The 13325-nt window shown below is 70.0% G+C and carries 14 protein-coding genes; 3 read left to right on the forward strand and 11 right to left on the reverse strand.

Going from position 1 to position 13325, the window contains the following annotated elements; translation table 11 throughout:
* Window positions 1-50: 50 nt before the first annotated feature.
* Entirely contained in the window at window positions 51-578 is a 528-nt protein-coding gene (locus FVE25_RS08390) for a GNAT family N-acetyltransferase (protein ID WP_157245859.1), read from the reverse strand.
* An 86-nt stretch (window positions 579-664) separates the two neighbouring features.
* Here FVE25_RS08390 and FVE25_RS08395 point away from each other — a divergent pair, with 86 nt between their 5' ends.
* A complete protein-coding gene (locus FVE25_RS08395) occupies window positions 665-2446 on the forward strand; it encodes an ABC transporter ATP-binding protein (protein ID WP_246266800.1) in 1782 nt (593 codons plus the stop codon).
* A complete protein-coding gene (locus FVE25_RS08400; protein ID WP_157245860.1) occupies window positions 2443-4266 on the forward strand; it encodes an ABC transporter ATP-binding protein in 1824 nt (607 codons plus the stop codon). Before FVE25_RS08395 ends, FVE25_RS08400 begins: the two co-directional genes overlap by 4 nt.
* Before the next feature lie 221 nt (window positions 4267-4487).
* Here FVE25_RS08400 and FVE25_RS08405 read toward each other — a convergent pair whose 3' ends face one another.
* The 10 genes from FVE25_RS08405 to FVE25_RS08450 all read right to left on the reverse strand — a co-directional run bounded on the left by FVE25_RS08405 (window position 4488) and on the right by FVE25_RS08450 (window position 12936).
* Window positions 4488-4793, reverse strand: coding sequence for a hypothetical protein (locus FVE25_RS08405; RefSeq protein WP_157245861.1), 306 nt, complete (start codon window positions 4791-4793; stop codon window positions 4488-4490).
* A 93-nt stretch (window positions 4794-4886) separates the two neighbouring features.
* Window positions 4887-5213: a DUF202 domain-containing protein gene (locus FVE25_RS08410; protein ID WP_181019501.1), complete on the reverse strand. Its 327-nt coding sequence runs from the start codon at window positions 5211-5213 to the stop codon at window positions 4887-4889.
* On the reverse strand, window positions 5214-5540 hold the full coding sequence (locus FVE25_RS08415; RefSeq protein WP_157245862.1) for a YidH family protein: 327 nt from the start codon (window positions 5538-5540) through the stop codon (window positions 5214-5216).
* A 239-nt stretch (window positions 5541-5779) separates the two neighbouring features.
* Window positions 5780-6157, reverse strand: a complete 378-nt coding sequence (locus FVE25_RS08420) for a hypothetical protein (RefSeq protein WP_157245863.1) — start codon at window positions 6155-6157, stop codon at window positions 5780-5782.
* Between the two features lie 71 nt (window positions 6158-6228).
* Window positions 6229-7515, reverse strand: a complete 1287-nt coding sequence (locus FVE25_RS08425; protein WP_157245864.1) for an ABC transporter substrate-binding protein — start codon at window positions 7513-7515, stop codon at window positions 6229-6231.
* 16 nt (window positions 7516-7531) lie between these two features.
* Window positions 7532-8695 carry a branched-chain amino acid ABC transporter permease gene (locus FVE25_RS08430; RefSeq protein WP_157245865.1) on the reverse strand — a complete coding sequence of 388 codons (1164 nt, stop codon included), beginning with the start codon at window positions 8693-8695 and terminating at the stop codon, window positions 7532-7534.
* Window positions 8692-9579, reverse strand: coding sequence for a branched-chain amino acid ABC transporter permease (locus tag FVE25_RS08435; protein WP_157245866.1), 888 nt, complete (start codon window positions 9577-9579; stop codon window positions 8692-8694). The genes FVE25_RS08430 and FVE25_RS08435 overlap by 4 nt, the downstream gene beginning before the upstream one ends.
* Complete coding sequence (locus FVE25_RS08440) at window positions 9576-11408, reverse strand: AMP-dependent synthetase/ligase (protein ID WP_219825388.1); 1833 nt, start codon at window positions 11406-11408, stop codon at window positions 9576-9578. Before FVE25_RS08440 ends, FVE25_RS08435 begins: the two co-directional genes overlap by 4 nt.
* Window positions 11405-12172, reverse strand: coding sequence for an ABC transporter ATP-binding protein (locus FVE25_RS08445; RefSeq protein WP_157245867.1), 768 nt, complete (start codon window positions 12170-12172; stop codon window positions 11405-11407). Before FVE25_RS08445 ends, FVE25_RS08440 begins: the two co-directional genes overlap by 4 nt.
* Window positions 12160-12936 carry an ABC transporter ATP-binding protein gene (locus FVE25_RS08450; RefSeq protein ID WP_157245868.1) on the reverse strand — a complete coding sequence of 259 codons (777 nt, stop codon included), beginning with the start codon at window positions 12934-12936 and terminating at the stop codon, window positions 12160-12162. Before FVE25_RS08450 ends, FVE25_RS08445 begins: the two co-directional genes overlap by 13 nt.
* A gap of 108 nt (window positions 12937-13044) precedes the next feature.
* On the opposite strand from FVE25_RS08450, the gene FVE25_RS08455 reads away from it, so the two are divergent.
* Window positions 13045-13302: a UBP-type zinc finger domain-containing protein gene (locus FVE25_RS08455; protein WP_157245869.1), complete on the forward strand. Its 258-nt coding sequence runs from the start codon at window positions 13045-13047 to the stop codon at window positions 13300-13302.
* The last annotated feature ends 23 nt before the right edge of the window (window positions 13303-13325 follow it).

Genomic DNA, 13325 nt, shown 5'->3' on the forward strand with positions numbered 1-13325 from the left:
GCCCGCCGGACATGTGCGCCACGCCCCGCCTTGACCGATTCCGGACCTGGTTAAATGCCGGGTCGGTACCGAATGTGGCGGTGCCCGTCCTCCGGGTAGGGCGGCTCGGCCGGGACGACCTCCAGCAGGCGGTAGCCGGTCTTCTCCGCCACACGGCAGGAGGCGGCGTTGCTCAGCTGGTGAAGCAGTTCGAGGTACTCGATCTCGGGATAGGTGGCGAACGTCCAGCCGGTCAGCAGTTCCACCGCCCTGGGCGCCAGGCCCTTGCCCCGGGCGGAGGCGGCGGTCCAGTAGCCCACCTCGCCCACGGCGCCACCCGGGTCGGGGCGTTTGAGCACCACCGTGCCCAGCAGCGCGCCCGTCTCCTCTTCCTCCACGGCGAAGCTCATCCGCTCCCCCGACTCCCAGCCCTTGCGCGTGATCTCCAGCCATTCGGCGGACTTCTCGGCCGTGTCGAGCGGGTGGGCGCTGTAGTGGCGCAGCACCGGATCCGCGTAGGCCGCGACGATCGCGTCACGGTCGTCCGGCCGGAAGGTACGCAAGACGACGGCCGGGTCAAGTCTCAAGATCACACTCATGCTGCCATTGGACCACACCCGATTTAGGGCCCGTCCGATAATACGTCCCAAAAAATCGGTTGATCGGGCGCATTAGCATAGATTGAGTGCCTCCCGATACCACAACCTCCCGCCGTTCCCCGCTGTCCTCCAACTCCCTCTGGCGGATGAAGGGGTATCTGCGCCCCTACATCGGCAAACTCGTCTTCATCTGGCTGGCCGCAACCCTGGGCATCGGGGCCAGCATCGTCCTCCCGCTCATCGGCAAGGAGGTCGTCGATGGGCCCGTCACCCACGGCGACTCCGGAGCACTCCTGCCGCTCGGGCTGCTCGCGCTCGGCGTCGGGGTCGTCGAAGCGCTGCTCATCTTCCTGCGCCGCTGGGCCCAGATCGGGCCGGTCCTCGGGCTGGAAACCAGGATCCGCGACGACCTCTACCGGCACCTGCAGCGGCTGCCGATGGCCTTCCACAACGAATGGCAGTCCGGGCAGCTCCTCTCCCGCGCGACCACGGACCTGTCGACGATCCGGCGCTTCCTCGGCTTCGGGATGCTCTTCCTCGTCATGAACATCCTGCAGCTGTCGGTCGTCACGATCGTCCTGCTCAACATGTACTGGCCGCTGGGACTGCTGGTGGCCGCCTCCGCCGTGCCGATCGTGCTGGTGTCGCTGCGCTTCGAGAAGCGCTACATCCGCATCTCCCGCCAGGTGCAGGACGAGCAGGGCGACCTGGCCACCCTGGTCGAGGAGTCGGCGATCGGCATCCGGACGATCAAGGCGTTCGGCCGCCGGCACCACGTCTACGACAGCTTCGACGTCTCCGCGCTGAAGATCTACCGGACCTCCATGGACAAGGTGCGCAACGCCGCGCGCTTCTTCACCTTCCTGGAGGTCATCCCCAACTTCACGCTCGCCCTCGTGCTGCTGCTCGGCGCCCTCGCCGTGGGCTCCGGCGAGCTGTCGCTCGGCACGCTGGTCGCCTTCACCACGCTGATGCTGCAGCTCGTCTGGCCCATCGCCAGCCTCGGCTACATCCTGGCCATGGCCCAGGAGGCGATGACCTCGGCCGACCGCGTCATGGAGGTCATGGACACCGTCCCGGCCATCCAGGACGGCCCGCAGGTGGTGACCGACGCGCGCGGGCATCTGCGCCTCGAGGGCGTGGGCTTCCGCTTCCCGGACGCGGAGTCGCCGGTCCTCGACGACCTCTGGCTCGAGGTACGGCCCGGCGAAACGGTCGCCATCGTGGGCGCCACCGGATCGGGCAAGACCACGCTGACCGCGCTGGTGCCCCGGCTGCTCGACCCGACCAGGGGCCGGGTCACAATCGACGGGCACGACATCCGCGACATGGAGCTGGCCTCGCTCCGCAAGATCGTGGCGACGGCCTTCGAGGAGCCGACGCTGTTCTCCATGAGCGTCAGGGAGAACCTCACGCTCGGCCACCACGAGTCCACCGACGAGGAACTGGACGCGGCGATCCGCACGGCACAGGCCCAGTTCGTCTACGACCTGCCGTGGGGGCTGGACACCCGGATCGGCGAGCAGGGCATGTCGCTGTCCGGCGGGCAGCGGCAGCGGCTGGCCCTGGCGCGGGCCGTCCTCAGCAAGCCGAAGATCCTCGTCCTGGACGACACCCTGTCCGCGCTGGACGTGGAGACCGAGGCGCTGGTGGAGGAGGCGCTGCGGCGGGTGCTGCGCGAGGCCACCGGCATCGTCGTGGCGCACCGCGCCTCCACGGTGCTGCTGGCCGACAAGGTCGCTCTGCTGCGCGGCGGCACGATCACCCACGTCGGCACCCACCAGGAGCTGCTGCGGGACGTGCCCGAGTACCGCGAGCTGCTGGCCCAGGACGCCGACCTCGACCCCTCGGAAGGAGCGCTGCGATGACGGTGAAGACCCGCTCATGGCGAGGCGTGGCCTCCGAGGAACAGGACGAGCTCGACGAGAAGGTCTCCGTGCTGCTGCGGGAGCGCTCCCGCAGGCTGCTCGGCGACCTCCTCAAGCCGCACCGGAAGCAGATCGCGGTGCTGACCGCGATCATCATCCTCTCGAACCTGGCCGGGCTGGCCATCCCCTACCTGGTCAAGGTGGGCATCGACGAGGGCATCCCGCCGATGCTCAAGGGCACCGGGGCCGGCACGCTGCTGACCGTGGTGGGCGTGATCCTGGCCGCTGCGGCCACCCAGGCGCTGACCCGGCAGATCTTCCTCCAGCTCTCGGGCCGCATCGGCCAGGACATCCTGCTGGAGCTGCGCCGCCGGGTCTTCGACCACTTCCAGCGGCTGTCGCTGTCCTTCCACGAGAAGTACACCTCGGGACGGGTCATCTCCCGGCTGACCTCAGACATCGAGGCCATCGCCGAGCTGCTGCAGTCGGGCTTCGACGGCCTGGTGACGGCGGTGCTGACGCTGTTCGGCACCGCGGTGGTGCTGATCGTGCTCGACCTGCACCTGGGCCTGCTGGCGCTGATCCCGCTGCCGTTCCTGCTGCTGTTCACCCGCTGGTTCCGCCGCCAGTCGGCGATCGTCTACCGGCGCACCCGGGAGACGGTGGCGCTGGTCATCGTGCACTTCGTGGAGTCGATGACCGGCATCCGCGCGGTGCAGGCGTTCCGCCGCGACCGGCGCAACCAGGAGATCTTCAAGCAGCTCAACGCCGACTACCGCGACGCCAACGCCGGCAGCATGCAGCTGATCGCGGTGTTCATGCCCGGCATCAAGCTCCTCGGCAACGTGACCGTCGCCGGCGTGTTGTTCTACGGCGGCTGGCTGGCCCTCCAGCAGCAGGTCAGCGTCGGCGTGCTGGCGGCGTTCCTGCTCTACCTGCGCCAGTTCTACGAGCCGATGCAGGAGATCAGCCAGTTCTACAACACGCTGCAGTCGGCCGGCGCGGCGCTGGAGAAGCTGTCCGGCGTGCTGGAGGAGGAGCCGGCCGTGCCCGAGCCGCGCAAGCCGTCCGCCCTGGAGAGCCCGCGCGGCCGGGTGCGCTTCGAGGACGTGCGCTTCGCCTACACCGAGGAGATGCCGGTCCTGCCACGGCTGGACCTGACCATCCCGGCCGGGCAGAGCGTGGCACTGGTCGGGGCGACCGGCGCGGGCAAGACGACGCTGGCCAAGCTCATCTCCCGCTTCTACGACCCGGCCGAGGGGCGGGTGCTGCTCGACGGCGTGGACCTGACCGCGCTGGACGAGCCCACGCTGCGCCGCGCGGTCGTCATGGTCACGCAGGAGAACTTCCTGTTCTCCGGCACGGTCGCCGACAACATCCGCTTCGGCCGCCCCGGCGCCACCGACCGGCAGGTGCAGGAGGCGGCCAAGGCCATCGGCGCGCACGAGTTCATCAGCGCGCTGCCCGACGGCTACGACACCGAGGTCGGCAAACGCGGCGGCCGCATGTCGGCCGGACAGCGGCAGCTCGTCGCCTTCGCACGGGCGTTCCTGGCCGACCCGGCGGTGCTCATCCTGGACGAGGCCACCTCGTCGCTGGACGTGCCGAGCGAGCGCCTGGTCCAGCGCGCGCTGCGCACGATCCTGGCCGACCGGACCGCGCTGATCATCGCGCACCGCCTGTCGACCGTGGAGATCGCCGACCGGGTCCTGGTCATGGAGCGGGGCGAGATCGTCGAGGACGGCCGCCCCGACGAGCTGATCGCCGCCTCGGGCCGCTTCGCCGGGCTGCACCGCGCCTGGCTGGAGAGCCTGAGCTGACACCCGTGTTTCCCGGAGGGGAGGCGGCCCCTCCGGGAAACCCCCTTCGCGGCGGGGCCCGGATGTGAGGCGGGCTGCGAACGCGGTCTTGGGGAGTGCGGTTTTCGGGGGTACGGCGGCGCCGTACCCCGGCCGTTACCGAGTGTCCGCCGGGGCACACTCCCGCACAAGACGGGTTGTACACCACGGAAGGTCAGCAAAAGCTCACCTCCCGTCATCGTTTAGACGATCGGCCGCGGCGGCACCGGACTCAGCAGCGCCGCCTCCGCGATGGCAGTGGGCGAGGCCGCGAGCCGCGCCTCGGGATGGCGGGCCAGATAGCCCTCCGGGAACGTGGTGATCTGCCCGCCCCCGCACTGCGGGCACACCGCGTAGGTCGAGGGCGGCGGCACGGGCACCCCCGCCACCAGCCAGACCTGCTTCTCGTTGCCGTGGCGGTCGTCGGCCGACCGCACGAGGTAGTCCTCTTCCCACACGTGCCAGCAACCGCGGCACTCGAACGGCACGCTCTTGCGCTGCTCTTCCATGAGGTCACCCCCCTCACTTCGAGTGTCCGCCCGGCTCCGGCGCAGGTGCAAGCCGGGGCGCCCGCTCAGTGCGTCGGCACCGGGGCGCCCGCTTCAGTAGGTCAGCACGAAGAAGGCGGCCCCGCCGACCACGAACAGCGTGCCCAGCCAGGCCACCAGCGCGTCGAGCCCGGCGTCGAGGGGACGGCCGCCGTGCAGGGCACGCTGGTAGCGGCGGAACCGGACCCCGGTCCTGGCCAGCAGCACCCCGCCACAGAGCGCGGCCAGCGCGAACCCGGCGACCGCCGCCGGAGGCGACCCGGCGCGCAGGGTCAGCCCGGCGGCGCCGAGGCCGCCGGTCGACAGCGCGACGGCCGTGCGGACCCAGGCCAGGCGGGTGCGTTCGCTCTGGAGTCCCGGGTCCCAGATCTCCTGGGACACCTAGATGGCCAGCACGATGAGGACCAGGGCGATGACGGCCACGGCGGCCACGCCGTACCCGAAGACGGCGGCGAGGGCGGGCGGCGGGAGGGGCGCCTGGTTGCGCAGGGCGCGCTGGATGTTGCGCCAGCGCGGGTAGGCCATGCCGGCGGCGAGCGCGGACAACGCGACCAGCATGATGGCCAGCGTGGTGCGGATCCAGGGCACGAACACCTCGGCGGGCACCGCGGCCATGGCCACACCACCGGCGCTGAGCGCCAGGGCGGTGCTCAGCCACGTCAGAAACGTGCGTTCGTTAGCAAGCGTGAATCGCGGGTCCGGCTCCATACATTTCACCGTAATTCGCACATACAACCCCTAGAGAAGGCGGGAATCCGCATACCAGGCGGGCGGGACGACCTGGAAGGGGGTGCAGGCGAAGACGGGAATCCGCGTGGCTAGCGGACGGGCTGACCGGAGAGGCGGCTCAGAGGAAGACGGGAATCCGTGCGGCCGCGGTCGTGTGGTGCTCCGCCGCCCCTGGGCCGGGGTGGTGCCTGGCCGTTTGGCGGCGGAGACTCCCTGCGTCAGGTGCAGGCTTTGGCGATCTTGTCGAGGTAGGCGGCGGTCTCGCTGGTCACCTTCTGCGCGGAGTCGACCGCGTCGTTGACGTTCTTCACGCTGATGTTGCCCAGCGCGCCGGCGAGGTTGTCGGTGGCTTCCTTCAGGGTGGTGTTGGATGCCTTGTCGGCCACGTCGGTGAGTCGTTTGCTGGCGTCGTCGATGGCCTTGTCCATCGCCTGCGGGTCGTTGGTCAGCTTGCCCACCTCGGCCACCAGGTCGGCGACGATCTTCGGTGCTTCGAGGCAAGCCTGGGCCTTGTCGATGGTGCTGTTGACCTCCCCGCATCCTGCGAGGAAGACAGCGGAGGCGAAGAGAGCCAGGGGCACAAACCGGAGTCGCATATGTCGGACCCTACCCAACGGTTCGCGCCCCTGACGTCGGCCGATGGTCGTGTCGGAGCGGTACGAAAGTCTCAGAGCTTGGCGAAGCACGGCCCGTCCAGGGTGAATCCCTGGGCGGTCGGGCCGGTGAAGAAGTCCTTGACCGTGGTGACGCCGGTGGGTGAGGCGTCGTCGAGCTTGTTGACGAGCGTCTGGCGGAAGGCCGCGGCGTTCGGGTCACCGGCGAAGTTGCCCGCCTCCGGCGGCAGCATGCCCTCGTAGTCGACGGTCGAGAGGGTCTTGACCGCGGCCAGCAGGCCCTTGCGGCTGATGTCGCCGCCGGCCACCATCTTCTCCAGCGCCGCCTTCATCGGGTACGACCACGACCAGCCGGAGGTGTAGCCGTCGTTCGGGGTGACGCCGGGCAGCGCGTCGCGCATGGCCTTGTGCCCGGGCGTGTCGGCGGCGAACGGCTTGCCGGGCGCCGACTGCTCGTACAACGCCTTCAGCGCGGGGGCGGCGGGCGACTTGAGCAGCGCCGGGTTCCAGGTGGGTCCGGTGCCGATGAAGCGGCCCTTGTAGCCGGCGGCGGCCGACTGCCCGACGATCGCGGCGGCGTCGGCGGGGCCGGTGGTGAGGATGACCAGGTCGGGTTTGTTCTTGGTGATCTCGGTGATGGCCCGGCCCTGCTCGGTGGCGCCCGGCGGCGTCTCGACGGCGGTGAACTCCAGCCCGTTCTTCTCCGCCGCGATCTTCGCCCCGGCCGCCGCGTCGGCGCCGTAGTCGCCGGCCAGGTGGACGGCCATGACCTTCTTGATCTTGTACGTCTCGATGGCGTAGTCCACGGAGTTCATCGCCTCGACGCAGTAGCTGGCGCCGCTCTCGACGATGACGTCCTCGAACTCCCACGCCGAGGTCCAGGAGGCCGGCGCGGAGACGATGCTGTTGGCCTTCAGGTCGCCGATGATCGCGGCGGTGGTGGGTGAGCCGAGCGTCTGCGCCAGGCCCAGCACCTTGTCCTTGATCTCGTTGTAGACCTGCCGGTGCACCTCGGGGTTGTACTTGTTGTCGCGCACATATGCCTGCACGTCCACCTCGTACCTGCCGCCGATCCCGCCCGCGGCGTTGACGCGTTTCCAGAACGCCTTCTGCGCGTCGGTGATCGGTACGGCCAGCGCCGCGAACGGCCCCTGGGTCAGGTCGGAGATCGTGCCCAGGTAGATGCAGCCCTTCTTCTTGTCGACGGCCAGCGGGCACGGTTCCCGGGTGACGCCGGTGGTCACGGCGCCCTTGCTGCCCTCGTCGTCCCCCCGGATGACGCCGCACGCGGGCAGAAGGGCCACTATCGCGACGAACGCCAAGCCATAGCGCACCTTCATGCTTCTTCCTCTCTCGCTAGTAGGAGAACGGCCACGATTTCCAGTAGGCGCGCACGCGGATCCAGACGCCGAACAGCCCGCGCGGCTCGAAGACGAGGAACAGGATGATGAGCAGCCCGTAGAGCACGGTTTCGACCTGGAAGACGTTGGGCGTCACGGTCGTGTCCGCGCTGACGATCGGCAGCAGGTCGGGCAGCGCCCGGGTGATCGGCTGCAGCAGCGAGATGAACAACGCCCCCGCGATCGCCCCGGAGACCGTGGCCACCCCGCCGATCAGCACCATCGCGATGAACTGCACCGACAGCAGCAGGTTGAACGACCCGGGATCCACGTACCCGGAGATGGAGTAGAACAGCGCCCCCGCGCATCCGGCGTAGAAGGAGGAGATGCCGAAGGCCATGACCTTGTAGCGCGCCAGCGGCACCCCGATCACCGCGGCGGCGATGTCCCGGTCCCGGATGGCGGCGAAGGCCCGCCCGATGCGTGAGCGGGCGAGGTTGCGGGCGGCCACCGCGAAGGCGATCAGCAGCACCAGCATGAGCACGTAGAGCTGCTGCTCCTTGGTCCCGGCCCCGGTCTCGTTGAGCGGGTACCCGAACAACGTGGGCACCGCCGCCTCCCGCCCCACGCCGGGCCCGCCGGTCAGGTGGTCCCATTCCTTGAAGACGTGCTCGCCCAGGAACACCAGCCCGAGGGTGACCACCGCCAGGTAGAGCCCGCGCAGCCGCGAGGCCAGCGGCGCCACCAGCACGCCGAAGGCCGCCGCGACCAGCCCGGCCGCCGGCAGCCAGATCCAGATCTCGCTCACCCCGAACCCGATGCGCTCCCCGCCGGGCGGCCCCGACAGCGCGGCCGCGGTGTAGGCGCCGATGGCGACGAAGAAGGCGTGCCCGAGCGAGACCTGCCCGGCGTATCCGGTGACGATGTTGAGCCCGATCGCCCCGATGGCCAGCACGTACGCCCCGGCCAGCACCTCCAGCGACCGGTCGGCCAGCACCACGGTCAGCGCCAGCGCGAGCAGCACCAGCAGCACGGTCCCCGCCTTCTTGGCCGGGGTGTCGAGCAACGCCATGTCCTGGCCGTAGCTGGTGTAGAGCAGCGGCCGGCCGCGTGGCCGCCGAGACCGTCCGGTCGGTATGCCGGGAACGGCCGCCGTGCGCGTGGCTCTGGTCTCGGTCATACCCGCTCGACCTCCCGGGTGCCGAACAGCCCGTAGGGCCGCACGAGCAGCACGATCAACATCACCACGTACGGCGTGACCACCGCGAAGTTCTGTCCCAGCCACGGCGCGAACTCGCCCTGGTAGGTCTGGAACAGCGACTCGACCACCCCGATCGTCAGCCCGCCCGCGACGGCGCCGCCGAGCGAGTCGAGGCCGCCGACGATGATGGCCGGCAGCGCCTTGAGCGCGATGATCCAGGTCAGCTGCTCCACGCCCTGGCCGGTGCCGACGAACATCCCGGCGACGGCCGCCAGGAACCCCGCCAGCGCCCACGACAGGGCGAACACCGCGCCGACCGAGACGCCCTGGGCCAGCGCCGTCTCCTGGTCGAAGGCGGCGGCCCGCATGGCCAGGCCGTACCTGGTGTGGCGGAAGAACGCGAACAGCAGCCCGACCAGCACCGCCGTCACGGCGAGCATGGCCAGCCAGCGCTGCTGCACGACCAGCGGCCCGAGCGAGACCTGGGCGAACCCCCACGGGTCGCCCATCTGGCGCACGTCGCGGCCGATGAAGCCGTTGACCACGACCCGCACGACCACGTCGACGCCGAGCGTGATGATGGACACGACGAAGACCGGGCGGCCGACCATGGGCCTGATGGCCACCCGCTCGATGCCGAGCGCGACCCCGGCGATGAGCAGCGCGGCCAGCAGGACGGCCGGGTAGAAGCCGGTCACCTCGGACAGGTAGCTGACGGCCACCGCCCCGGCCAGCATGAGCGCGGGCTGGGCGAAGCTGATGACCCGCGTCGCCTTGTAGATGATCACGAAGCCGAGGGCCAGCAGCGCGTAGACCGAGCCGTTGCCGAGGCCCCTGATGACCGATTCGAGGACGCCGATCACGGGCGGTACATCCCTTCGACGAGATCCTCGAAGAGCTTGGCGATCGCGCCGCGCTTGACCTTCTGGGTCGCGGTCAGCTCGCCGTCCTCGTGGTCGAGCTCCTTGGGCAGGAACGCGAACTTCTTGACCTGCTCCACCCGGGCGAACCGCTCGTTCACCGCCAGCACGATCTCCTGCACCAGCGCCCGCGTCTCCGGCCGCTCCGACAGGTCGCGGTAGGTGGTGTAGGCGATGCCGCGCCGCCGCGCCCACTCCCCCACCGTGTCCGGCTCGATGCCGATCAGCGCGACGAGGTAGGGCCGCTGGTCGCCGATGACGACGGCCTCCTTGACGTACGGCGAGACCTTCAGCGCGTTCTCGATCTCCGAGGGCGCGATGTTCTTGCCGCCGCCGGTGATGATGATGTCCTTCATCCGGTCGGTGATGCGGAGGTGCGAGGCGTCCACCCATGCGCCCACGTCGCCGGTGTGCAGCCAGCCGTCGGGGTCGAGCACGTCGGCGGTGGCGCGCGGGTTGCGCCAGTACCCGGCGAAGGTGCCGGGGTGCCGGGTCATGATCTCGCCGGTGGCCTCGTCGATCTTCAGCTCGATGCCGGGGTGCGGCTCGCCGACCGTGCCCAGTTTGACGCGGCCCGGGCGGTTGGCGGTGGCGATGGCGGTGTTCTCGCTCATGCCGTACACCTCGTGCATGGCCACGCCGATGCCCATGTAGAACTTGAGCACACCGGGCGCGATGGGCGCGGCCCCGGAGGCGGCGTACCGGACCCGGCGCATGCCGAGCCGTTCGCGCAGCGCCCGGTAGCAGAACACCCACCCGGCCGCGTACGGCAGGCGGGTGGCGAACGTGTGGACGCCGCCGGTGCGCACCAGCCGGTCACCGATGCGGTCGGCGGTGCGCAGCCAGAACCGGGTGACCGCCCGCTTGAGCGGGGAGGCCGCCTCGAGCTTGGTGTTGACCTGGGCCAGCACCTTCTCCCAGATGCGCGGCACCCCGAACAGGATCGTGGGCTGCACCTCGCGCAGGTTGGCCTGGACGGTCTCGATGGATTCGGCGAAGTTCACCTGGACCCCGGCGGCCGCGTTGAACCAGACGGTGAAGGCGCGCTCGGCCACGTGGCAGAGCGGCAGGTAGGACAGGACGAGGTCGCGCTCCGATGGGGGCGGGGAGGTGAAGCCGCCCGCCTCGACCAGCGTCTTGATCGCGAACTCGACGTTGCCGACGGTCAGCATGACGCCCTTGGGCGGCCCCGTGGTGCCGGAGGTGTAGATGAGCGTGACCACGTCGTCGGCGGCGGTCCCGGCCATGCGGCGCTCCAGCGCCTCCGGGTGTTCCTCGCGGTGGGCGGCGCCGAGGGACAGCAGGTCCGGCCAGCAGATCAGGCGCGGGTCGGGGTAGCGGCCCCGGATGCCGCGTGGCTCGAGGTAGACGATGTGGTCCAGGGCGGCGATGTCCAGGGCCTTGTCGAGCTGTTCCTGGTCCTCGGCGATGAGGATGCGGGCGCCGGAGTCGGCCAGCAGGTAGGCGACCTCGGCGGGCGGATTGGTCGGGTACAGGCCGACCGTGATGCCCCTGACGGCGACCGTGGCCAGGTCGGCGTAGAGCCATTCTGGCCGGTTCTCGGAGTGGACGGCGATCCGGTCGCCCGGCTCGGCGCCGAGGGCGAGCAGGGCGTGCGCGACCAGCTCGACCCGCTCCCAGTAGGCCGACCAGGTGATCTCCTGCCAGACGCCGAAGTCCTTGTGCCGCATGGCCACGGCGTCCGGCCGCCGCTCGGCCCGGCGCCTGACGCGGGTGACGATGGTTTCCAGGCGTTGTGCGGTGACCGTCACGAGGGGCTCCCTCCCAAGTACGCCTCGATGACCTTGGGGTCGCGCTGTACCTCGGCCGGGGTGCCGAGGGCGACCGGGCGGCCGAAGTCGAGCACGAGCACCCGGTCGGCCAGGTCCATGACCAGGCCCATGTCGTGGTCGACGAGCACGATCGGGATGCCGAGCTCGTCGCGGATGTCCAGGACGAACCTGGCCATGTCCTCGGTCTCCTCCAGGTTCATCCCGGCGACCGGCTCGTCGAGCAGCAGCAGCCTGGGCTCCATCGCCAGCGCCCGGCCCAGTTCGACGCGCTTCTGGATCCCGTACGGCAGCAGCCGCACGGGATGCCGGCGCCAGGCGGCCAGTTCCAGGAAGTCGATGATGTCCTCGACCCGCGCCCTGGCCGCCAGTTCCTGCCGTCTGGCCCGGCCGTACCAGGCGATGGCCGACAGCGTGCCGTAGCGGAAGTGGCAGTGGCGGCCGAGCATGAGGTTGTCCAGGACGGTGAGGTTGTGGAAGAGCTCAACGTTCTGGAAGGTCCTGGCCAGGCCCATGGCGGCGATCTCGTGCGGGCGGCGGCCCAGCAGGTCGGCCTCCAGGAAGGTGACCCGGCCGCGCTGGGGCCGGTAGACGCCGGACAGCACGTTGAAGATCGAGGTCTTGCCCGCGCCGTTGGGGCCGATGACGGCGAACAGCTCGGCGGCGCCGACCTCGAAGGAGACGCCGTCGATGGCGCGCACGCCGGCGAAGGACAGGCCGACGTCCTCGACGGTCAGGACAGCCATCGTTTCCTCCGTTTGTAGTGCTTGACCTCGCGGAAGGACCTGGCGGCGCCCTCGGCGCCGAGCCCGAGGTAGAACTCCTTGATGTCCTCGTCGGCCAGCAGGTCGGCCGCCGGCTTGTCCATCACGATCGTGCCGGTCTCCATGACGTAGCCGTGGGCGGCGATCGACAGCGCCATCGTGGCGTTCTGCTCGACCAGCAGGACGGTGGTCCCCTGCTTGTTGATCTCGACGATGAGGTCGCGGATCTGGGCCACGAGGGCGGGGGCCAGGCCGAGGCTGGGCTCGTCGAGCAGGAGGTACTTCGGCCCGGCCATCAGGGCGCGGCCGACGGCCAGCATCTGCTGCTCGCCGCCGGACAGGTAGCCCGAGACGCTTCTGCGCCGCTCGGCCAGCACGGGGAACAGGCCGTAGACCCGGTCCAGGTGGGATTCCCCGGCCGTATGGCCGCCGACCTTGAGGTTCTCCTCCACGGTCAGCTCGGCGAGGATGCGCCGGCCCTCCATGACCTGGCTGAGGCCGCGCCGTACGATCTGGGCGGGTTTGAGGTGGTGGATCGGCTCGCCCTCGAGGGTGACCGTACCCTTGGTGATCTCGCCGTCGTGCACGTCGAGCAGGCCCGACAGCGCGCGCAGCAGGGTCGTCTTGCCCGCGCCGTTGGCGCCCAGCAGCGCCACGATCGCGCCCGGCGGCACGCTCAGGCTGACCCCGCGCAGCACGAGCATCACATCGTCGTAGACCACCTCGAGATTGCGGACCTCAAGCACGAGGGCTCCCTTCACCGCCCCCGATTAGCACAGAGTCCACGGAACCAAGCGCTCGATCAATAGGTGCCGCCGAAATTGGAACGTGCTTCTAGTCCTACGATTTCGTTTATGGCAATCTGCGAACATCTTTCCAACGCGGGCGACCCGCCCGCGCGCACTCCAGAAGGCTGCGAGGAGTGCCTGGCCGAAGGCGGCCGCTGGGTGCACCTGCGCCGCTGTCTCGACTGCGGGCACATCGGGTGCTGCGACTCCTCGCCGGCCCGGCACGCCAGCAAGCACGCCGCCGCCGAGGCCCACCCGGTGATCCAGTCGTTCGAGCCCGGCGAGACGTGGCGCTGGTGCTTCGTCGACAACCGGATGGGCTGAACCGGCGTTCACCGGCCGCCCGG

The sequence above is a fragment of the Nonomuraea typhae genome (genome assembly GCF_009760925.1).
In the GTDB taxonomy this organism is placed as follows: domain Bacteria; phylum Actinomycetota; class Actinomycetes; order Streptosporangiales; family Streptosporangiaceae; genus Nonomuraea; species Nonomuraea typhae.